An 18,750-nucleotide genomic window follows, 5' to 3' on the forward strand; every position below is an offset into this window, starting at 1 on the left:
GGCGTCAAAAAGGCAAATGAGCGCTTGAAGCGCCCATTTTCGTGGCAGTCAAACTCGGGTCTAACCCGCCATGCTGTTGGTCATGCCGTCTGCTGGATGCCGGCGATCAGCCAGCCTTCGCCGGACTGGACCAGATGCCAGACTTCGTCGAAGTTCTCAGTGGTCGCCGCGTTGTCTTCACGCACCTCGCCCCAGAAGCGCACCGAGACGATCTGCTCGCCGTTCTCGGTGGCGACGTCGACGACGCTGGCGTCCAGCCGCGACACCTCGGTCTGCTGCTTGCCGCCGCCGCGCTCCAGCAGGTCGTGCTGGATGCTGGCGTACATCTGCGGCGTGGTGAAGCGGCGCAGGTCGGCTTGGTCGCCGGTGTCGTTGGCGGCTTGCATGCGGAGGAACACCTGCTTGGCGATCTTCTCGAAGCCTGCAGCATCGAAGCCAGCCGGCACGGTCGACACGGCAGCGGCAGTCGCTGCGGGGGCCACCGAAGCTTGCGGATTCCACGCCGGCTGCTGCTGCGGTTGCGCGTTGAAGTTCATGCCATTGGCGCCTGCCAGTTGCGGCGCCTTCGGTGCGGCGAAGCGGCGCATCAGGAAGCGGATGACGAACACGGCCGCCAGGCCGAGCAGCATCATCGTCATGACGTTGGCCAGGCCTTCACCAAAGCCGAAATGGCTGGCCAGTGCGGCAAGCCCCAAGCCAGCGGCCAGACCGGCGAGCGGGCCCATCCACGAGCGCTTGGGCGCAGCAGCGGCGGCCGGCGTGGTGGCAGCCTGCTTGGCTGCCCCGGCTTGCTGCGGCGACCCAGGCTGCTGGGCGGGCGGCGTGTGCGGCGTCGTCTGCGTTGGCGTGGTGCGCTTCATGCCACCGCCACCCAGGCGCTTGGCCTCGGCGTCGTGGACGGGCAGGGCGAAGGCCAGCAGGGCGGCCAGGCTCACAGCAAGAATGCGGTTCACGTGAAGTCTCCAGAAGATGGGGAATGAGCCCAGCGTCGCTGATGGCTCAGCTCATCATCTTCATGCATCTCGGATATCGGCAACGATGGTTTTTCCGAAGTCTGACCGCGCTAGAAACTGAATGATGGCGGTTGCCGTGGCCTCGGCGGTCTGCAGCTGACCGCCGTCCTTCAGCCCTTGGAAGCGTGTCTGCTCCGGGAAGCGGGCCGGGTCGGCCCCGCGCAGTTGCAGCTGCATGTCGGTGTCGATGACGCCGGGCGCCAGGGACACGATGCCGACGTCGGGCACTTCGAGCGCCAGCGCCCGGCTCAGGTGGTCCAACCCCGCCTTGATGGCGCAGTAGGCTGCACTGCCGGCCATGGCGCGGCGGCCCAGGCCGGAGGAGATGTTGAGGATGCGCCGCGTGGGTACCGTGCCCGTTTCTGCGAGGAAGACACGGCTCAGCAGCGTCGGCGCTTCTAGGCCGACGCGCAGCGCGGCAGCCAACTCGGCCAGATCGGCTGCGGCAAGCGGCCCCGGGGCGCTCAGCAGCGCGGCGTTGTTGACGAGCGTGGCGCTGGCCCAACCGGGGTTGGCGCGCAGCCAGGCCTGCAGGCGTTCGGCGGCGGGCAGCGGGTCGGCGAGGTCGAGCGTCCATTGCTCGGCCTTGAGCGCCGGGTTGGCGCGGCGGGCGATGCCGATGACGGCGTTGCCGGTCGCGCTGAGTTGCTGCACAAGGGCGGCGCCGAGGCCGCGTGAGCTGCCGGTGACGATGTAGAGATGCATGGTTCAGAACTCCGGTGGGCAGACGAAGTGCAGGCCGCCGATGAGCAACTCGCTGGCATGCAGCAGCAGGCGCGGCCTGGCAGCGGCGATGTGCGGCGCAGCGTAGAGGGTGTCGCCCAGCATGGCGTGGCCGACATGGGCGAGGTGGACGCGGAGCTGGTGGGTGCGGCCGGTGAGCGGCTCCAGCGCGACGCGCGTGTGCAGGCCTTCGTGCGCCAGCACGCGCCAGCGCGTCTGCGAGGGCTTGCCGCGGGCGACGTCGACCTGCTGCCGCGGGCGGTTGGGCCAGTCGGCGCCGATGGGCAGGTCGATCAGGCCTTCGCCGTCGAGCCTGCCGGCGATGATGGCGACGTAGAGCTTGCCGACGCGGCGTTCAGCGAAGTCGGCGCTGAGTTCGCGCTGGGCCCGCAGGCCGCGAGCGAACAGCAGCAGGCCGGACGTCGCCTGGTCAAGACGATGCACGACGAGGGCGTCGGGATAGAGCTGTTGCACGCGCGCGATGGCGCAGTCGGCCTCGGTGCGGCCCGGCACGCTGAGCATGCCGGCCGGCTTGTCGATGACGACGAGGCGGTCGTCCGCGTGCAGCACCCGCATCAGCGCGACGACACGACGATGCCCGCCGCGATCAGCGCGAAGGCCACGCCGTGGTACCAGGCCGGCGCCAGGCCCAGCAGCGCGGCCGAGATGATGGCCGCGAACACGGGTGTCAGGTTGACGAAGAAGCCCGCCAGCGCCGGGCCGGCCTCGGCCACGCCCAGGCCCCAGCAGCGGTAGGCGATCAGCGACGGGCCGATGGCCACATAGGCCAGCACGACGACCAGCATCGGGCTCCAGTGGATGGCGGCCGGTGCCACGGTTTGCTCCACGCCGGCGGCGAGGCCCGAGAAGACCACGCCGAACATCAGCTGCGACATCAGCGACTCGGCCCAGTTCCAGTCCGGCTTCTCGCCGGCGCGCAACCCCTTGGCCGGCCGCGCCAGCATCCACGAGTAGATGGCCCACGTGAAGATGGCCACCAGCATGAGCAGATCGCCCGGCACGAAGTGCACGGCCAGCAGTGCCGCCGGGTCGCCGCGCGCGATGACCAGGGCGACGCCTAGCAGCGACAGCGCCGCACCGGCGAGTTGCCGCCGTGTCGGCTTCACGCCGTAGAAGACGGCGCCCACGCCCAGCATCCATACCGGCATGCTGGCGGTGATGAGCGTCACGTTCAGTGGCGACGAGGTGTGCAACGCCAGGTATTGCAGCGCGTTGTAGCAACCCATGCCGAGGAACCCCAGCCAGGCCAGGCCGCGCCAGCGCACGAGCGCCTCGCGCGGCCGGGCCAGCAGCCGCCAGGCCAGCGGCGCCAGCAGCAGGAAGGCCAGCCCCCAGCGCAGCGCGTTCAGCGTCATCGGCGGGATGGCGTCGCGCACCAGCCGCCCGACCACCGCGTTGCCGGCCCACAGCAGCGGCGGCAGGGTCAACAGCAGGGCGAGGCGTGGGGTCAGCTTCATCGGCGGCGGCGCGGCGTGCAAAGGGCTGGCACGATAGCTGACCTTACAAATCGGAGCTGCCTCATGAGTGAAAAGGCCATCGTCATCGAGACCCCCGGCGGACCGGAGAGCATGAAGCTGGTGGACGTGGACGTGGGCGCGCCTGGCCCCGGCGAGATCCGCATCCGCCACGAGGCCTGCGGGCTGAACTACATCGACGTCTACCACCGCAACGGCACCTATCCGCTGCCGCTGCCGGCCCACCTGGGCATGGAGGGCGCGGGCGTCGTCGAGGCGGTGGGCGAGGGCGTCACGCACCTGCAGGCGGGCGATCGCGCCGCCTACGCCAGCGGGCCGCCCGGCGCCTATGCGACGGCGCGTGTCCTGCCTGCCAAGGGCGTGCTGAAGCTGCCCGACGGCATCGCCTTCGAGACGGCGGCGGCCATGATGCTCAAGGGCCTGACGGTGCAGTACCTGCTGCGCAAGACGTTGCCGCAGGGCGGGCTGCAGCCAGGCGATCACGTGCTCTTCCACGCGGCGGCGGGCGGTGTCGGCCTGATCGCCTGCCAATGGGCCAGAGCGCTGGGCCTGCAGCTCATCGGCACCGCGGGCAGCGACGAGAAGTGCGCCCTGGCGCTGGAGAACGGCGCAACGCACGCCATCAACTACCGCCGCGACACGGACTTCGCGACCAAGGTACGTGAGATCACCGGCGGCCGCGGCGTGAAAGTGGTTTACGACTCCGTGGGTGCCGACACCTGGGAGGGTTCGCTGAACAGCCTCGCGCCGTTTGGGCTGCTGGCCAGCTTCGGCGGCGCCTCCGGCCCGGTGCCGCCGTTCGCTGTGGGCACGCTGGCGGCCAAGGGTTCGCTCTATGTGACGCGACCAACGCTGTTCACCCACACCGCCACGCTGGAAAGCACCCAGGCGATGGGGGACGAGCTCTTCGCCGTGGTGGAAAGCGGGCAGGTCCGGCTGCACATCGACAAGAGCTACGCGCTGGGCGACGTGACCCAGGCACACCGTGACCTGGAAGCGCGCCAACTGACGGGCAGCGCGGTGTTGCTGCCCTGAAAAAAGGAAGAGCCGGCGCTAAGCCGGCCTCGTTCGCGTGGTTTCGCTAGGCCGCGCGAGCTTCGGGCAGCGGTTCCGCCAGCCGTTGCACCACCCGCCCCACCGCAATCTCGAAGCTGAAGCTGGAGCCCAGGCCCGGCGCGCTCTCTACGCGCACCTTGCCCCCCATCAGGTCCACGAGCCGTTGCACGATGGTCAGGCCCAGGCCGGTGCCGCCGTAGCGGCGCGTGATGCTGCCGTCGGCCTGCGTGAAGGGGTCGAAGATCTGGCCGATCTGGTCGCGCGTCATGCCGATGCCGGTGTCGGTCACGGCGATGCGCAGGCGCAGGTGCTCGGGGCCATCGTCGGCCAGGGCGTCTGCGCAGGCGATCTCGACGCGTACTTCGCCTTGCTCGGTGAACTTCAGTGCGTTGCCGATCAGGTTGATGAGCACCTGGCGCAGCCGCAGCGCGTCGCCCACCAGCTCGGCCGGCACGCCGGGCTGAACGAGGGCATGCAGCTGTATGCCCTTGTCGTGGGCCTGCAGCAGCAGCGGCTGCACGGCTTCTCCGAGGCAGTTGTGCAGGCTGAAGGGTTGCTCGTCCATGACGATGCGGCCGGCTTCGATCTTGGCCACGTCCAGCACGTCGTTGATGATGGTCATCAAGCCCTTGGCGGACTGGTGGGCCAGGCCGATGAAGCGGCGCTGGCGTTCGGTCAGATCGGTCTGCAGCACCAGCTCGGTCAGGCCCAGCACGCCGTTCATCGGTGTGCGGATCTCGTGGCTCATGTTGGCCAGGAAGGAGCTCTTGGCCTGGCTGGCCGCCTCAGCGGCTTCGCGGGCGGCGACGAGCGCGGCCTGGCTGGCCTTGAGGTCGGCGATGTCGCGTGCATTGAGCAGCATGACGGTATCGCCGGTGATCGGGTCGCGCATGGGCCGCGCGTCCAGTGCATGCCAGCAGGGGCCGGTCAGCGTCTGCAACTCGACGTCCTGGCGGCAGGTCTCGCCGCGCTGCACGCGGGAGAGGATGCCGGCGGCATCGTGCCAATGGGCAAACAGGCGGGTGAACTCGCTGCCACCGACCGGCGGCGGGGTGTCGCCAAAGGTCAGCGCGGCGGCGGGGTTGCGCATCAGCAGCTCGCCGCCTTCCAGCGTGAAGACGGCAACGCGCGCGGAGGTGTGCTGCAGCGCCTCGACGCCGCGCAGCATGGACAGGTCGGCCCCGCCGCCGAGGGAATCGGCCGCGAACAGCATGACCTGGCGGCGGTCCGGCGTGCGCATGCCGCGCGACACCAGCATCACTGAGGTGGGCTCGCCCTTGGGGTAGAGGGTCCACAGCTCACGGACGATCTTGCCCTGGGCGTGGTCGGCCGCCGTGACGGCCAGGCGCTCCTGCACGGCGTCGCCGTGTTCGGAGAAGTCGCGCGAAAGGAACTCCTCGGCGCTGTCGGCATGCCAGAAGCGCAGGGCGGCCGCATTGGCCCAGAGGTTGCGCTGCTGGTCGGGATCGAAGACCCAGAGAGGGACGTCGAGCCAGTCGTAGTGGCTGAGGCTGGCGAAGTCGAGGAGCATGAGTGACCGGAAGGAGGTCGGTAATTGTCACCTTTCGTCACATCTTCCCGCGTGAACGAATGCACGCGCTTTCCCTCGGTCACCAGGCGATTCAGCCCCGGCGTACGCGGCGCAGTTCGTCCAGTACCAGCAGCACGGCGCCGATGGAGATGGCGCTGTCGGCCACGTTGAAAGCGGGGAAGAACCAGCCGCCAGCGTGGACCTGGAGGAAGTCGACGACGTAGCCATGGATGGCGCGGTCGATGACGTTGCCGATGGCGCCACCGAGGATGAGCGTCAGCGCCCAGGCGAACAGCTTCTGCTGGCCGTGGCGGCGCAGCATCCAGACGATGAAGACGGCAGCGACCGTGCCTAAGCCCATGAAGAACCAGCGCTGCCAGCCGGACGCCGTGTGCAGGAAGCTGAACGCCGCGCCGTAGTTGTGGGCGCGCACGAGGTCGAAGAAGCCGGTGACCGGGCGCACGTCACCCAGCTGGAAGCTGCCGATGACAAGGATCTTGGTGAGCTGGTCGGCCACGATGATCAATGCGGCGATGAGCAGCCATTGGGCGAGGCCGGGGGTAGCGGAGGAGCGGGAGGGCATGTGCTTGGACGATCAGGCGGGGGCGCCAATGTACCCGGGGCTTGTGGGCGCGCGGGAACGGGCGTAGAAGTGGAATTCTCCCTTCCCCTGGAGGACCACCATGCGAAAGCGCATCTACTGGCTGCTGCCCGACCTGGGCAGTGCGCGGCAAACGATGGACGAGTTGCTGCTCGCCCGCATCACCGAGCACCACATCCATTTCGTTGCCAATGAGGGCGCGTCCATGGACGGCCTGCATGCGGCCAATGTGCTGCAGACCTCGGACCTCGTCGAGGCGGCCCAGAGCGGCGCGCTGATCGGCTCGGGGCTGGGCGCTGCGGGTGGCGTGGCGGCGGCGTTCGCGTTCGACCCGACCTCGCCCGCAGCCATCGTCATCGGCATTGCTGCGGTGGGCGCGATGCTGGGCACTTGGTCGTCCAGCATGATCGGCAGCTCCACGCCGAGCCGGCGGCTGAGGCGTTTCGAGCAGGCCATCAGCGAGGGGCAGTACCTGCTCATCGTCGACGTGCCGCGCACGCGGGTGGGCGAGATCGAGCGCTTACTCGAACGCACCCACCCCGAAGCGCACTTCGAGGGCTTGGAGCCCAACGTCCCCGCGTTTCCTTGAACCCCTCGCCCGGTCTTGCCGCGCTGAACGCGGGCAAGGTCAGGCGACGGTGCGGGTCTCGCCGGCGCCGTGCAGGTTGCTGTCGCAACGACCGCACAGCGTCGGGTGGGCCGCGATGCTGCCGACGTCCGCGCGGTAGTGCCAGCAGCGCTCGCACTTGGCGTTGGGGCTGGGCGTGACGGTGACGCCGAGTTCTGCGGCCGACACCAGCTTGACCGCGGATGTGATGAAGACGAAGCGCAGGTCGTCGCCCAGGCTGGCGAGCAGCATCTGGTCCTGCTCGTTCACCTTGAGCACCAGCTCGGCCTGCAGCGATGCGCCGACCGCGCCCGTGACGCGCACCGCCTCGATGGCTTTGTTGACCTCGTCGCGGATCTCGTGGATGCGCTGCCACTTGGCCAGCAAGCCAGCATCGGTCTTGCCGAAGTTCCAATACGTCTCGGTGAAGATGCTCTCGCCCTTGCCGAACAACTGCCACGCTTCTTCAGCCGTGAAGCTGAGGAAGGGCGCCATCCAGCGCAGCATCGCGTGCGTGATCTGCCACAGCGCCGTCTGCGCCGAACGGCGTGCCAGGCTCTTGGGCGCCGTCGTGTAGAGGCGGTCCTTCAGCACGTCGAGGTAGAAGGCGCCGAGGTCCTCGGAGCAGTAGACCTGCAGCTTCGAGACCACCGGGTGGAACTCGTAGCGTTCGAAGTGGCCCAGGATGTCGGTCTGCAGCGCGGCCGCGCGGGCGAGGGCGTAGCGGTCGACTTCCAGCAACTGCTCGGGCGCAACGGCGTCCGTCGTCGGGTCGAAATCGCTGACGTTGGCGAGCAGGAAGCGGAGCGTGTTGCGCACGCGGCGGTAGCTGTCGACGACGCGGGCGAGGATCTTGTCGTCCAGGCCGAGGTCACCGGAGTAGTCGGTCGCGGCTGTCCACAGGCGCAGGATCTCGGCGCCGTACTTGTCCGATACGGCCTGCGGCGCGACGACGTTGCCGTCCGACTTGCTCATCTTGCGGCCCTTGCCGTCGACGACGAAGCCGTGGGTCAGCAGGCCCTTGTAGGGCGCGCGGCCATACAGCGCGCAGGCGATCAGCAGCGACGAGTGGAACCAGCCGCGGTGCTGGTCGTGGCCTTCGAGGTAGAGGTCGGCCTCGGGGCCGCTGTCGTGGCCGGCGCCCTTGTGGCTGCCCTTGAGCACGTGCTCGAAGGTCGAGCCGGAGTCGAACCAGACGTCGAGGATGTCCTGGCCCTTGGTGTACTGCGCTGCTTCTTCACCCAGCCATTCGGCGGCGTCGAGCTTGGACCAGGCTTCGATACCGTTGGCCTCGACCAACTGCGCCGCGCGCTCGATGAATTCGAGCGTCTTCGGGTGCGCCTCGCCCGTGTCCTTGTGCAGGAAGATGGGCAGGGGCACGCCCCAGGACCGCTGGCGCGAGATGCACCAGTCGGGCCGGCCGGCAATCATGTCGTGCAGGCGGGCGCGGCCGTTCTCGGGGTAGAAGCTGGTGGCCTCGATGGCGGCCAGTGCCGTCTCGCGCAGCGACTTCGGCGCCTTGTCCGAAGTGAACAAGCCGTCGCCCTCATCCATGCGCACGAACCATTGAGCAGCCGCGCGGTAGATGACCGGCGACTTGTGGCGCCAGCAGTGCGGGTAGCTGTGGGTCAGCTTGCTTTGGGCCATCAGGCGGCCCGCGTCCAGCAGTGTTTGAGCGACGACGGCATTGGCCTTCCAGATGTGCTGGCCGCCGAACAGCGGCAGGTCGGCCGCGTAGGCGCCGTTGCCCTGCACGGGGTTCAGGATGTCGTCGAAGGCCAGGCCGTGGGCGACGCAGGACTGGAAGTCGTCCAGGCCGTAGGCAGGTGCGGAGTGGACGACGCCGGTGCCGTCCTCGGCCGTCGCGTAGTCCGCCAGGTAGACCGGGCTTTCGCGGTCGTAGCCGGGGTCGACATGAGCCAGAGGGTGCTTGAACTTCAGCAACTCCAGCGCGCGGCCCGGCACGGTCGCGACGACGCTGCCTTCCAGTTGCCAGCGCGCCAGGCACTTCTCCACCAGCGCCTCGGCCACGACGAAGAACCCTTTGGGCGTGTCGACCAGTGCGTAAGGCAGGTCGGGGTTGAGGTTCAGCGCCTGGTTGGCCGGGATGGTCCAGGGCGTCGTCGTCCAGATGACGGTGAAGGCGTCCTTGCTCAGCGGCGCCACGTTGAACGCGGCAGCCAGCTTCTCGGGCTCGGCGCTCAGGAAGGCGACGTCAACGGCAGGCGACACCTTGTCTGCGTATTCGATCTCGAACTCGGCCAGCGACGAGCCGCAGTCGAAGCACCAGTAGACGGGCTTCAGGCCACGGTAGACGAAGCCGCGCTCGAACATGCGCTTCAAGACGCGGATCTCGCCGGCCTCGTTGGCGTAGTTCATCGTCTTGTACGGGTTGTCCCACTCGCCCAGCACGCCCAGGCGCTTGAAGTCCGCGCGCTGGCCGTCGATCTGCTCGGTCGCGTAAGCACGGCTCTTGGCCTGCACCTCGTCGCGCGGCAGGCCACGGCCGAAGGTCTTCTCGATCTGGTTCTCGATGGGCAGGCCGTGGCAGTCCCAGCCCGGGATGTAGGCCGCGTCGAAGCCCGCCAGCTGGCGCGCCTTGACGATCATGTCTTTCAGGATCTTGTTGGCCGCGTGGCCGATGTGGATCTGGCCGTTGGCGTAGGGCGGGCCGTCGTGCAGCACGAACTTGGGTGCGCCGCAGCGCGCGTCGCGCAGGCGCTTGTATAGGCCTTGCTCGTCCCATTCCTTGACCCAGCCCGGCTCGCGCTTGGGCAGGTCGCCGCGCATTGGGAAGGGCGTGTCGGGCAGGTTCAGCGTGGAACGGTAGTCGGGGGTGGTCATGGCTTGCGGCCAGGCGGCGAGCCTGGCGGTCAGAAAGCGAAGTGGGCGGAGCGAAGAGCGGCGGGGAGCCGCTTCAAATTCGGTCGCGCGTGGTCTGGCGTCGCTGTGCGGCGTGGGTGGCCAGGAAGGCGCGCGCCGCGTCGGTGTCGGCGGCAATGGCGGTCGTGAGCGCGTCCAGCCCGTCGTACTTGGCTTCGTCGCGAAGTTTGTGCAGCAGTTCCACGCGGGCGAGTTTACCGTAGCCCCCCTCTGGGGCGAGGGGCCAGCGGAGGCAGTGCACCTCCAGCAACACGCGGCCGGCGTCCTCGATGGTGGGCCGGCGGCCGAGGCTGGCGACGCCCGGCAGCGGCTCGGGCGCCAAGCCGTGCACGAGGACCGCGAAGATGCCGCTGGCGGCCGGCTTGTCATGCGCGAAGCGCAGGTTCAGCGTGCGAAAGCCGTCAGCGGCGCCAGGCGCCGTCTCGCCCAACTGGCGACCCAGCTTGCGGCCATGCGTGACATGACCCGTGACGGCATAAGGCCGGCCGAGCAGCGCAGCGGCGGCGGCCATGTCGCCGCCCGCCAGCGCCTCGCGCACGGCTGAGCTGCTGACGCGCAGGCCGTGCACCTCGTAGCTCATCATGCGGGCGACGTCGAAGCCGCGTGCCTGGCCGGCGGCGTCCAGCGTGGCGTAGTCGCCCTGGCGCTTGGCGCCGAAACGAAAGTCGTCGCCGACGAGCACGTAGCGCGCGCCCAGGCCTTCGCACAGCACCTGGTGGATGAAGTCCTGTGCCGGCAGCGAGGCCAGCGCCTCGTCAAAACGCAGGATGACGACCTCGTCCACGCCGCAGCGCTCCAGCTCCACCAACTTGTCGCGCAGATTCGCGATGCGGGCGGGGGCCAATTCCGGCTTGCCGGCCTTGGCGGCAAAGAAGTCGCGCGGATGCGGCTCGAAGGTCATCACGCAGGTCGGCAGCCCCCGGTGGCGGGCCTCGGACTGCAGCAGCGCCAACATGGCCTGGTGGCCGCGATGCACGCCGTCGAAATTGCCGATGGTCAGCGCGCAAGCGGGCGCAATGTCGGGGTGGTGAAAGCCTCTGAAAACTCGCATCGGGCTCATTGTCCTTGCTGCGTCACGGGCCCCAGACCTCGGCCGGGCTCATGACCCAGCGCCATTCGCCGGGCTTGAGGTCAGCCGGCAGCATCAGCGCACCGAACTGCGGCCGGTGCAAGGCCTCGACGCGATTGCCGACAGCGGCGACCATGCGCTTGACCTGGTGGTACTTGCCTTCGATGAGCGTCAGCCGCAGCAGCGTCTCATCGACGATCTCGGCGCCCTCGGCCCGCGTGATCTCGCTGCCGGGCTTGTCCTCGGTCTCGCGCAGCTCCACGCCGGTCTTCAGGCGCTCGATCATCTCGGTCGTCAGGGGATGCTTGCAGCGCGCCTCGTAGACCTTGGGCACGTGGTGCTTGGGTGAGGTCAGCTTGTGGATCAGCGTGCCGTCGTCGGTCAGCAGCAGCAAGCCGGTGGTGTCTTCGTCCAGCCGGCCGATGGGCTGCACGCCGCGCTCGCGCAGCGGCCGTGGCAGCAGGCTCATTACGCTCGGGTGGTGCTTGGGCTTTTGCGAGCACTCATAGCCGGCCGGCTTGTTCAGCAGGATCAGCGCCTTGTCGACGACGGGCCATTCCAGGCCGTCAACGGTGAACCTCAGCCCCTCGGTCTCGAACGGCGTGTCTGGCTCTTCGACGACCTCGCCGTTGACGGTGACCCCGCCATGCCACACCAACCCAGCGCACAACCGGCGCGTTCCGAAACCCTGGGTGAAAAGAATTTGCGACAGCTTCTGCTTCACTTGGCCTGGGACTTTGCGGGTTGCACGGCGCCACAGTCGGTGCCAAGCCAGCGGCCTTCGCCACTGACCTTGGTCGTTTCCGTCTTGCCCTGGCGTTGATGGCGAATGGTGACGTCGTTCGTGAAGCCGTCGCTGCCGCGCAGCGTGACGGTGGCATCACCTTCGGAAGCGGGGTCGGTACAGACGAAGTGCGTCTGGATGACGCTGCCGCTGCGCTTGGATTCCTGCGTGCAGTTGCCTTGCTGGCTCATGGGCGCCAGGTTGCGCTCGGCCTGCTCCTTGGTGACGCAGGTCTTGAGCGTGATGACGCCGCCCGCCATGTTCACGCTGACGCCGCGCTGCGCCATCATCTGCTCGATCATTTTTCGCTGCTCGGCCGGCATGCTCTCCATGGCCTTCTGCGCCTGCGCCATCTGGGCTTGGCGGGCCGGGTCGAGCTGGGGCGTCTGTTTGAACTCCCAGAGCCCAGGCTTGATCGTCTGGGCCTGAGACGTGCCGGCGAGTGCAGCCAGCAGCAGGGCAAGTATCTTCATGGGGCGACCTCCACGGTCAGGCAAACACCCCCGCAGTGTCCTGCATCCGGGCACTGACCTCGCCGACGTGATGCATCGTGTCGCCCCACTGCATCTCCATGACGGTCAGGCGCTTGAAGTAGTGGCTGCCGACGTATTCGTCCGTCACGCCGATGCCGCCGTGCAGCTGCGTGCACTGCTGGCCCACGAAGCGCATGGCGTTGCCGAGTTGCACCTTGGCTTGCGACAGCGCGCGGCGGCGAGTGGCCGGCACGTCACCCAGGCGCAACGTGGCGAAGTAGCTCATCGAGCGGGCCAGTTCGAGCTGCATCTTCACGTCGGCGATGCGGTGCTTCAGCGCCTGGAAGCTGGCGATCACGACCCCGAACTGCTTGCGCGTGTTCATGTACTCGACCGTCAACGCCAGGTATTTCTCCATGACGCCGATGGCTTCAGCGGCTTGCGCGGCAATGCCGATGTCGGCCGCCAATTCCAGCAGCAGCAAGCCCTGGTCGGCGCCGGCGATGAGCTGGCCGGGCGTGTCGTCGAAGTGCACTTCGGCCGCGCGCGAGCCGTCATAGAGCGAATACGGTCGCGTCTGCACGCCGGCCGCCGACCGCTCGACGAGATAGAGGGCCACGCCGTGCGGCGCGTCGTCGCTGCCGGCGACGCGGGCCGGCACGATGAAGGCGTCAGCCACATCGCCGGCAGGCACCAGGCTCTTCACGCCGGTCAGCTTGCCATCGACGGCACGTGTGGCGACCCGGTTCAGCCGGTAGCGAGATTTGGCTTCCTGGTGGGCCAGAACCACCAACGCCTCACCACCGGCTATGCGCGGCAGCCAGGCGGCCTGCAACTCGTCGGGCGCGTGGCTCAGCAGCGCGGGCGCGATCAGCGCACCCTGGGCCACCGGCTCCATGACGAGGCCGCGCCCGAGTTCTTCCATGACCACCATGGCCTCGACGGCACCAAAGCCCAGGCCGCCGTGGGCTTCCGGCACGGCCAACGCGGTCAGGCCCAGGCCGGCCAGGCCGTCCCACGCGGCGCGGTCGAAGCCACCGGCTCGCTCGATCCGGACGCGGCGCTCGAACGTGTAGTCCTTCTCCATAAAACGGCGCACGGCGTCGCGCAGGGCTTCCTGGTCTTCAGAGAAATCGAAATCCATTTGTTTTGTCTCCCGCTCAGCCAAGCACCGTCTGCGCGACGATGTTGCGTTGCACTTCGTTCGAGCCGCCGTAGATCGTCGTCTTGCGGACGTTCAGATAGTTGCCGGTCAGCGGGATGGCATGCGATGCACCGCCTATCCACGTGCCGCCCAGCCACTGATCGCCCTGCCAGCCCGCCTCCATCGCTTCATGGACGTAGGGCAGGGCCAGCGGGCCGCCGGCCAGCATCATCAGCTCGGTGTAGCGCTGCTGCAGTTCGCTGCCGCGGATCTTCAAGAGACCGGCGACGTCCAGTGGCTGCTTGCCAGTGCGTTCGCCGGACAGCACCCGCAGCACCATCATTTCAAGCGCGACGATGTCGACCTCGCACAGCGCGATCTGGTCGCGAAAGCGCGCGTCGTCCATCAGGCCCTCGGCCTTGGCGATGCGCTTGAGCCGCTCCAGCTCACGCTTGCCGCGGTTCACGTCGGCGATGTTGGTGCGCTCGTGCGAGAGCAGGTGCTTGGCGTAGGTCCAACCCTTGTTCTCCTCGCCGATCAGGTTCTCGGCCGGCACCTCGACGTTGTCGAACCAGACCTCGTTCACCTCGTGTTCGCCGTCGAGCATGATGATGGGCTTGACGCTGACGCCCGGGGTCGTCATGTCGATCAGCAGGAAGCTGATGCCGGTCTGCGGCTTGCCTTCGCTGGAGGTGCGCACCAGGCAAAAGATCCAGTCGCCGTACTGGCCCAGCGTCGTCCAGGTCTTCTGGCCGTTGACGATGTACTTGTCGCCCTGGCGTTCTGCACGGCACTTCAGCGAGGCCAGGTCCGAGCCCGAACCCGGCTCGCTGTAGCCCTGGCTCCACCACACCTCACCGCTCATGATGCCCGGCAGGAAGCGCTGCTGCTGCTCCGGCGTGCCGAAGGCCATGATGACCGGCGCGACCATGACGGGACCAAACGGCACGATGCGCGGCGCACAGGCCAGCGCACATTCCTCTTCGAACAGATGGCGCTGCACGGCATTCCAGCCCGGCCCACCGAACTGCTGGGGCCAAGCCCAGCCGTGCCAGCCTTTTGCGCCGAGGATCTTCGCCCAGCGCTGCAGATCGTCCTTGTTCAGGCGCAGCGCATGGCGAACCTTGTGGGCGATGTCGGCCGGCAGGTTGGTGCGCACCCATTCGCGCACCTCGGCGCGGAAGGCCAATTCCGCATCGGTGAAGTTGAGGTCCATGTCTCGCGTGTGGTGATGTGAATGCCGGACTTTTTAGCACGGTCGTTCGCATCTGCACTGTCCGGCCTGGGACAGTTGAGCGAGGCAGATCTCAAAAAGCAGAAAGGCACTCCGAAGAGTGCCTTTCAACAAGATGGAAGCCAGTGATCAGGCAGCCATCTTGGCCTTGCGGCGGCGCAGGCCGGCCACGCCAAGCAGTGCAACGCTGGTCAGGGCCAGCGTGGCGGGTTCCGGCACCTTGACGCTGGTGCCGCCACAAACGCCATTCGTTCCGACGGTGCTCGCGCACTTCGTGCCCGCGACTGAGAACAGCTTGAAATAGTCGCCGCCGTTGTCCAACGAGCCCACGTTTTCGGTGGCGATGGTGTTCGCCGAAGTCGAGGTTTGCGTGAAACCTTGGTTGTAGGCAGTGATCAGCCACCAGCTCGAGGATTTGCCGGAGCCGTTGACGGCGTTGTAGGGGTTGGTGATGTCGTAGGCCGCAGTGCCGTAGTTACCCACCAGTTCCCAGCCTGCCATCGTGCCGGCAGCCTGACCCACCAACGCCGTCGGCGATCCGGTGGGGGTGCCCGTACCGGTCCAGCGGAACACGGACAGGTCCACTTGGGTCGTGCCGTTCTGAATCAGCGTCGTGCCGGTCGGGCAGCTGGCATCGTTGGTCAGTGTCGTGATGGAGTTCGTGACGTTGTTCTTGCACTGGCCGTTGGATGTGTAGCCCAGGCCAATGCTGGTCAGCACGGTGGAGGCGCTGAACTGCATCAGGACGCCTTCGGTATTGCCGGTGTTGTCGAGTGCGTGGTTGGGCGTGGCGTTGCCGTCAGAAATCATGCCTTGACCATTGCCGGCGTACAAAGTCAGGCCAGCAGCTGTCCAGTTGCCATTGACGTTGCCCGTCGTCGTGTTGTTCGTCGTGTAGACGCCGCTCAGCTTGACGGTCGTGTTGTCCACCAGGCTGCCCGTGCTTGCGCAGGTGTTGCCGCCGCCGTTCGCGCCAGAAGTATTCACCGCGCTGCAATTGGTGTTGTTGCCGACAGTGCCCAGCGAATTGTCGAAGGTCCACACCGCATGAGCGCTGGTGGACATCAGCGCGGCGCAGGCGCCCAGTGCCATCAAGTTCCAGCGAATATTGCGAATTGTCATTTTTATGCCCTTCGGTGCGGTGTCAGTGTGGTGCATCGGCTTCGTAACAATCAGCAAGCCAGATGCCAACTGAAAAATGTCTTACTGCACAACGGCTTAGGAAGTCCATCCCGCCGTTGTGCATCAAAGTGTAAGGATGGCTGACGCGTTGGTGGGTCATTTCGATCCCTCAGTTGAGGGTGAGTAGCAACTGCTTCGCATCCGCCGCCGTGGCAAAAGTCGCGGCGTTGCGCAGCGCAGCATTCAGTTCCTCGCGGGCTTCGGCCCTGCGGCCCGCCTGAGCCAGCACTGCGGCGAGGTGATAGCGGACGTCGGGGTCTTCCGGTGCGCGCAGCCGGGCGTCGCGCAGCAGTTGCAGCGCGCGTTCGGCGTTGCCGGCGCGGTGATTGGCCCAACCGGCCGTGTCGAGCAGCGCCGGATTGCGGGTGTCGTTTTTCAGTGCGCGTTCGGCGACGTCTGTAGCGCCAGGATCCTTGAGTTCCATCAGCACGTTGGCGAGGTTGTTCAGCGCAGCCGTGTTGGAGGGACTGGTTTTCAGCAGGGCTTCATACTGGCGGCGGGCACCGGCGAAGTCGCGCGCCTGCACCAACAGCTCGGCCAGGGCATTGCGCACGCTGGCGTCATTGGGGCTCCTGCGGAGCCAGCTTTCGCCCAGTTCGCTGGCGGACTTCAGACCGCCTTGCGCGGCCTGAACGCGCATCAGGCGCGTGAGTGTTGTCGATGACTTGTCGAGTTCGTGCGCCTTGCGAAGCGCTTCCAGCGCGGTGGCGCCCTGGCCCTTGCGCAGCGCGGCTTCTGCCAACAGGTTGTAGCCGAGCGGCGATTTCGGGTTGGCGTCGATGATCTGTCGCGCCCGCTGTTCAGCTGAGGCGGTGTTGCCCTGGGCCAGCTCGACGCTGGAGAGCATGGCCACCGAAGCCTGATCGTTGGGCGTGCCGCTGAGCGCCTTGTCCAGCGTGTAGGCGGCGCCCTTCAGGTCCTGGGCAAAAACCTGCTGCCGCGCGATCTCAACGAGGCGCGGCGTGTCGAACGCGGCGCGCCGCGCGGCGTTGACGAGCGTGGATCTGGTCCCCTCGCCGTCGCCGTTGGCAAGCTGCGCAGCGGCATAGGCCCGCAAAGCTTCGACATCCTCAGGCAGCTTGGACAGCAGCACCTTGGCCGCTTCGAGCGCGCGTGGGGCCTGGCCTTTGCGAAGATGCCAAGCGACAAGGGCGAAATTGACTCGAGTTTCGCGTTGGCCGCTCGCCGCAGCAGCGCTGTCCAGCCATTTCAGCGCCTCGTCATCCTTGCCTCGCATCTCGTTGACAAGGGCCAGTTCGAAAAGCAGGTTGACGTTGCGTTCGTCATCCTTCAGCGCGGCCTTCAAACGCTTTTCAGCAGCGTCGAAATTGCCCGTGAGGGCGTCAATGCGGGCCAGGCCGAGCTTGGCTTCGAGCTGCCCGGCGTCAAGCTTCAAGGCTTTCTCGTAGCCGGCTCGACCACCGGCGTAGTCGCGCGCCTGGGTCTTGGCGTAGGCCTGCACCATCAGCACGGTGGCGTTGTTGGGGTTGGCGCGGACGAGGGATTCGGCAACGGCCAGCGCCTTGGCGGGCTGGTTGTCACGCAGATGGACGGTGACCAGGGCGAGACCGGCGTAGGTCTGCCTGGGATCGGCTTTGTAGGCCTTGGCGAGCTCGTCTTCGGCCAGGGCCGGTTGGCCGGATTGCAGCAGGGACAGGCCGAGCGCAGTGCGGTATTCGGCGGAGTCCTTTGCCTTGAGCGCGTCTTGCATGAGCTGGACGGCACGCGCATGGCGGCCCAGGCGCATGTGGGCATTGGCCAGCATCAGCAACGCCTGGCCGTCGTTCGGGTGGGACTTCACATAGCCGTCGAGCAACTCAACCGCGCGGTTCACATTGCGCTCAGCCAGCGCGATCTGGGCCAGCAGCTTGATCAGGGGGCTGCCCGGCTGCTGGCGCGAAGCCAGTTCCAGGAAAGGCTTGGACTTCTCCAGTTCGCCCAGGCCATAGTGGGCTAGGCCGTTGAGCATCAACAACTGGGCGCGGTAGCGGATGTATTCGATGGGGACCGGGTCGAGCAGGTCGGTGACCTTCTTCAAGGCCGCCCGGGAGGTCGCCATGTCGCCGGCACGCTCGGCGAGCACGGCGCGCAGGTAGGAGCCGCGCGGGTCGCTGGGCTGGAGGCGTTGCAGCGCGTCGACCTCGGCCAGCGCGTCGGCGTCGCGGTTCAGGTCGACCAGAAGGCCGGCGCGGGCGAGGTGGGATTCAGAGTGTTTGGGCTGAGCCTTGATGGCGCGTTCGTAGCCGGCCAGCGCCTGGGCCACCTGCCCGTTGGCGTGGAAAATTGACGCCTTCTGGTAGAGCGCTTCGCCGTTGTCGGGTGCGAGCTTGAGGGCCTGGTCTGCGGCGGCGGTGGCTTCGGCGAACTGGCGGTTACGCACGCGCAGCGGCACTTCGGCCAGCCAACCATTCACCTCGCCAGTGTTGATGGCACGCGCTTGCGCCACGCTGGCCAGCGCTGCCTTGGTGTCGCCCAGGTCTGACTGCGCGAGTGCGCGCTCCAGCAGCACCTGTTGCTGGATGCCGGGAGGGAGCCCGGCGGGCTGCAGGCGCGGGTCTTCCAGCATCTGGGGCTGCTTGCCTTGGGCGTTCATCGCCCTGGCCAGCACAACCGCGACCTCAGCGCGGTTGACGCCCAGCCGGATTGCCTCTCCGAGCTGGAATTCAGCGGCGGCCGGCTGGCTGTCGGCCAGCAGCGCCGAGCCTAGGAGCACATGGACCGGCAACTGGCCTTTGTCGGCCTGCAGCGCGTTCTTGAGCTGAATGATGGTGCCGGGGATGTCACGCTTCTCGTAGCGCAGCAGCGCGTCTTCATAAAAGCGCGAGGCCTTGGCGGCGTCCTGAGCCTGAATGGCCGGAGATGCGACGACCAGCAGCGCGGCCAGCAGGCCAGAAAGCGAGGCGCGATTTGACGGTGGACGACGGGTCATCGAGGCGGGCCGCTGAGATGGGCGC

16 protein-coding genes are annotated in these 18,750 nt (G+C 67.4%); 2 read left to right on the forward strand and 14 right to left on the reverse strand.

Going from position 1 to position 18,750, the window contains the following annotated elements; genetic code table 11:
• Positions 1–80: 80 nt before the first annotated feature.
• The 4 genes from ABIS05_RS10680 to ABIS05_RS10695 are packed head-to-tail and all read right to left on the reverse strand — an operon-like array spanning position 81 to position 3,214.
• Positions 81–953: a Tim44-like domain-containing protein gene (locus tag ABIS05_RS10680; protein WP_348010901.1), complete on the reverse strand. Its 873-nt coding sequence runs from the start codon at positions 951–953 to the stop codon at positions 81–83.
• Positions 954–1,013: 60 nt separating this feature from the next.
• Entirely contained in the window at positions 1,014–1,718 is a 705-nt protein-coding gene (locus ABIS05_RS10685) for an SDR family NAD(P)-dependent oxidoreductase (protein WP_348010902.1), read from the reverse strand.
• 3 nt (positions 1,719–1,721) lie between these two features.
• Positions 1,722–2,312 carry an RluA family pseudouridine synthase gene (locus ABIS05_RS10690; RefSeq protein WP_348010903.1) on the reverse strand — a complete coding sequence of 197 codons (591 nt, stop codon included), beginning with the start codon at positions 2,310–2,312 and terminating at the stop codon, positions 1,722–1,724.
• Positions 2,312–3,214 carry a DMT family transporter gene (locus ABIS05_RS10695; protein ID WP_348010904.1) on the reverse strand — a complete coding sequence of 301 codons (903 nt, stop codon included), beginning with the start codon at positions 3,212–3,214 and terminating at the stop codon, positions 2,312–2,314. Before ABIS05_RS10695 ends, ABIS05_RS10690 begins: the two co-directional genes overlap by 1 nt.
• 63 nt (positions 3,215–3,277) lie before the next feature.
• Between ABIS05_RS10695 and ABIS05_RS10700 the strand changes: the two genes are divergently transcribed.
• Positions 3,278–4,267, forward strand: a complete 990-nt coding sequence (locus ABIS05_RS10700) for a quinone oxidoreductase (RefSeq protein WP_348010905.1) — start codon at positions 3,278–3,280, stop codon at positions 4,265–4,267.
• Between the two features lie 46 nt (positions 4,268–4,313).
• On the opposite strand, the gene ABIS05_RS10705 is transcribed toward ABIS05_RS10700, so the two are convergent.
• Positions 4,314–5,819, reverse strand: coding sequence for an ATP-binding protein (locus tag ABIS05_RS10705; protein WP_348010906.1), 1,506 nt, complete (start codon positions 5,817–5,819; stop codon positions 4,314–4,316).
• 91 nt (positions 5,820–5,910) lie between these two features.
• The gene (gene lspA / locus ABIS05_RS10710) at positions 5,911–6,402 is read right to left on the reverse strand and encodes a signal peptidase II (protein WP_348010907.1); all 492 of its coding nucleotides are present in this window, start codon (positions 6,400–6,402) and stop codon (positions 5,911–5,913) included.
• Between the two features lie 100 nt (positions 6,403–6,502).
• Here lspA and ABIS05_RS10715 point away from each other — a divergent pair, with 100 nt between their 5' ends.
• Complete coding sequence (locus ABIS05_RS10715) at positions 6,503–7,009, forward strand: DUF1269 domain-containing protein (protein ID WP_348010908.1); 507 nt, start codon at positions 6,503–6,505, stop codon at positions 7,007–7,009.
• 39 nt (positions 7,010–7,048) lie between these two features.
• Here the strand turns inward: ABIS05_RS10715 and ileS are convergent, their stop codons facing one another.
• The 8 genes from ileS to prsT all read right to left on the reverse strand — a co-directional run bounded on the left by ileS (position 7,049) and on the right by prsT (position 18,725).
• Entirely contained in the window at positions 7,049–9,871 is a 2,823-nt protein-coding gene (ileS, locus tag ABIS05_RS10720; RefSeq protein ID WP_348010909.1) for an isoleucine--tRNA ligase, read from the reverse strand.
• Positions 9,872–9,944: 73 nt separating this feature from the next.
• A complete protein-coding gene (locus ABIS05_RS10725; RefSeq protein ID WP_348010910.1) occupies positions 9,945–10,961 on the reverse strand; it encodes a bifunctional riboflavin kinase/FAD synthetase in 1,017 nt (338 codons plus the stop codon).
• Between the two features lie 22 nt (positions 10,962–10,983).
• The gene (locus ABIS05_RS10730) at positions 10,984–11,703 is read right to left on the reverse strand and encodes a 16S rRNA pseudouridine(516) synthase (protein WP_348010911.1); all 720 of its coding nucleotides are present in this window, start codon (positions 11,701–11,703) and stop codon (positions 10,984–10,986) included.
• The gene (locus tag ABIS05_RS10735) at positions 11,700–12,236 is read right to left on the reverse strand and encodes a DUF3617 domain-containing protein (RefSeq protein ID WP_348010912.1); all 537 of its coding nucleotides are present in this window, start codon (positions 12,234–12,236) and stop codon (positions 11,700–11,702) included. The genes ABIS05_RS10730 and ABIS05_RS10735 overlap by 4 nt, the downstream gene beginning before the upstream one ends.
• A 16-nt stretch (positions 12,237–12,252) precedes the next feature.
• Complete coding sequence (locus ABIS05_RS10740) at positions 12,253–13,380, reverse strand: acyl-CoA dehydrogenase family protein (RefSeq protein WP_348010913.1); 1,128 nt, start codon at positions 13,378–13,380, stop codon at positions 12,253–12,255.
• Between the two features lie 16 nt (positions 13,381–13,396).
• Entirely contained in the window at positions 13,397–14,596 is a 1,200-nt protein-coding gene (locus ABIS05_RS10745; protein WP_348010914.1) for an acyl-CoA dehydrogenase family protein, read from the reverse strand.
• A gap of 147 nt (positions 14,597–14,743) precedes the next feature.
• The gene (locus ABIS05_RS10750) at positions 14,744–15,736 is read right to left on the reverse strand and encodes a PEP-CTERM sorting domain-containing protein (RefSeq protein ID WP_348010915.1); all 993 of its coding nucleotides are present in this window, start codon (positions 15,734–15,736) and stop codon (positions 14,744–14,746) included.
• Positions 15,737–15,905: 169 nt separating this feature from the next.
• Complete coding sequence (gene prsT, locus ABIS05_RS10755; protein ID WP_348010916.1) at positions 15,906–18,725, reverse strand: XrtA/PEP-CTERM system TPR-repeat protein PrsT; 2,820 nt, start codon at positions 18,723–18,725, stop codon at positions 15,906–15,908.
• Between the last annotated feature and the right edge of the window lie 25 nt (positions 18,726–18,750).

Source organism: Roseateles sp., assembly GCF_039929605.1.
Taxonomy (GTDB): domain Bacteria; phylum Pseudomonadota; class Gammaproteobacteria; order Burkholderiales; family Burkholderiaceae_C; genus Pelomonas.

What these genes read in the sequence shown, in the direction of transcription:
- ABIS05_RS10705 (WP_348010906.1), bottom strand. Translation starts at nt 5,819, where the DNA reads ATGCTCCTCGACTTCGCCAGCCTCAGCCACTACGACTGGCTCGACGTC.
- lspA (WP_348010907.1), bottom strand. Translation starts at nt 6,402, where the DNA reads ATGCCCTCCCGCTCCTCCGCTACCCCCGGCCTCGCCCAATGGCTGCTC.
- ABIS05_RS10700 (WP_348010905.1), top strand. Translation starts at nt 3,278, where the DNA reads ATGAGTGAAAAGGCCATCGTCATCGAGACCCCCGGCGGACCGGAGAGC.
- ABIS05_RS10735 (WP_348010912.1), bottom strand. Translation starts at nt 12,236, where the DNA reads ATGAAGATACTTGCCCTGCTGCTGGCTGCACTCGCCGGCACGTCTCAG.
- ABIS05_RS10695 (WP_348010904.1), bottom strand. Translation starts at nt 3,214, where the DNA reads ATGAAGCTGACCCCACGCCTCGCCCTGCTGTTGACCCTGCCGCCGCTG.
- ABIS05_RS10715 (WP_348010908.1), top strand. Translation starts at nt 6,503, where the DNA reads ATGCGAAAGCGCATCTACTGGCTGCTGCCCGACCTGGGCAGTGCGCGG.
- ileS (WP_348010909.1), bottom strand. Translation starts at nt 9,871, where the DNA reads ATGACCACCCCCGACTACCGTTCCACGCTGAACCTGCCCGACACGCCC.
- ABIS05_RS10740 (WP_348010913.1), bottom strand. Translation starts at nt 13,380, where the DNA reads ATGGATTTCGATTTCTCTGAAGACCAGGAAGCCCTGCGCGACGCCGTG.
- ABIS05_RS10750 (WP_348010915.1), bottom strand. Translation starts at nt 15,736, where the DNA reads ATGACAATTCGCAATATTCGCTGGAACTTGATGGCACTGGGCGCCTGC.
- ABIS05_RS10690 (WP_348010903.1), bottom strand. Translation starts at nt 2,312, where the DNA reads ATGCGGGTGCTGCACGCGGACGACCGCCTCGTCGTCATCGACAAGCCG.
- ABIS05_RS10745 (WP_348010914.1), bottom strand. Translation starts at nt 14,596, where the DNA reads ATGGACCTCAACTTCACCGATGCGGAATTGGCCTTCCGCGCCGAGGTG.
- ABIS05_RS10725 (WP_348010910.1), bottom strand. Translation starts at nt 10,961, where the DNA reads ATGCGAGTTTTCAGAGGCTTTCACCACCCCGACATTGCGCCCGCTTGC.
- ABIS05_RS10685 (WP_348010902.1), bottom strand. Translation starts at nt 1,718, where the DNA reads ATGCATCTCTACATCGTCACCGGCAGCTCACGCGGCCTCGGCGCCGCC.
- prsT (WP_348010916.1), bottom strand. Translation starts at nt 18,725, where the DNA reads ATGACCCGTCGTCCACCGTCAAATCGCGCCTCGCTTTCTGGCCTGCTG.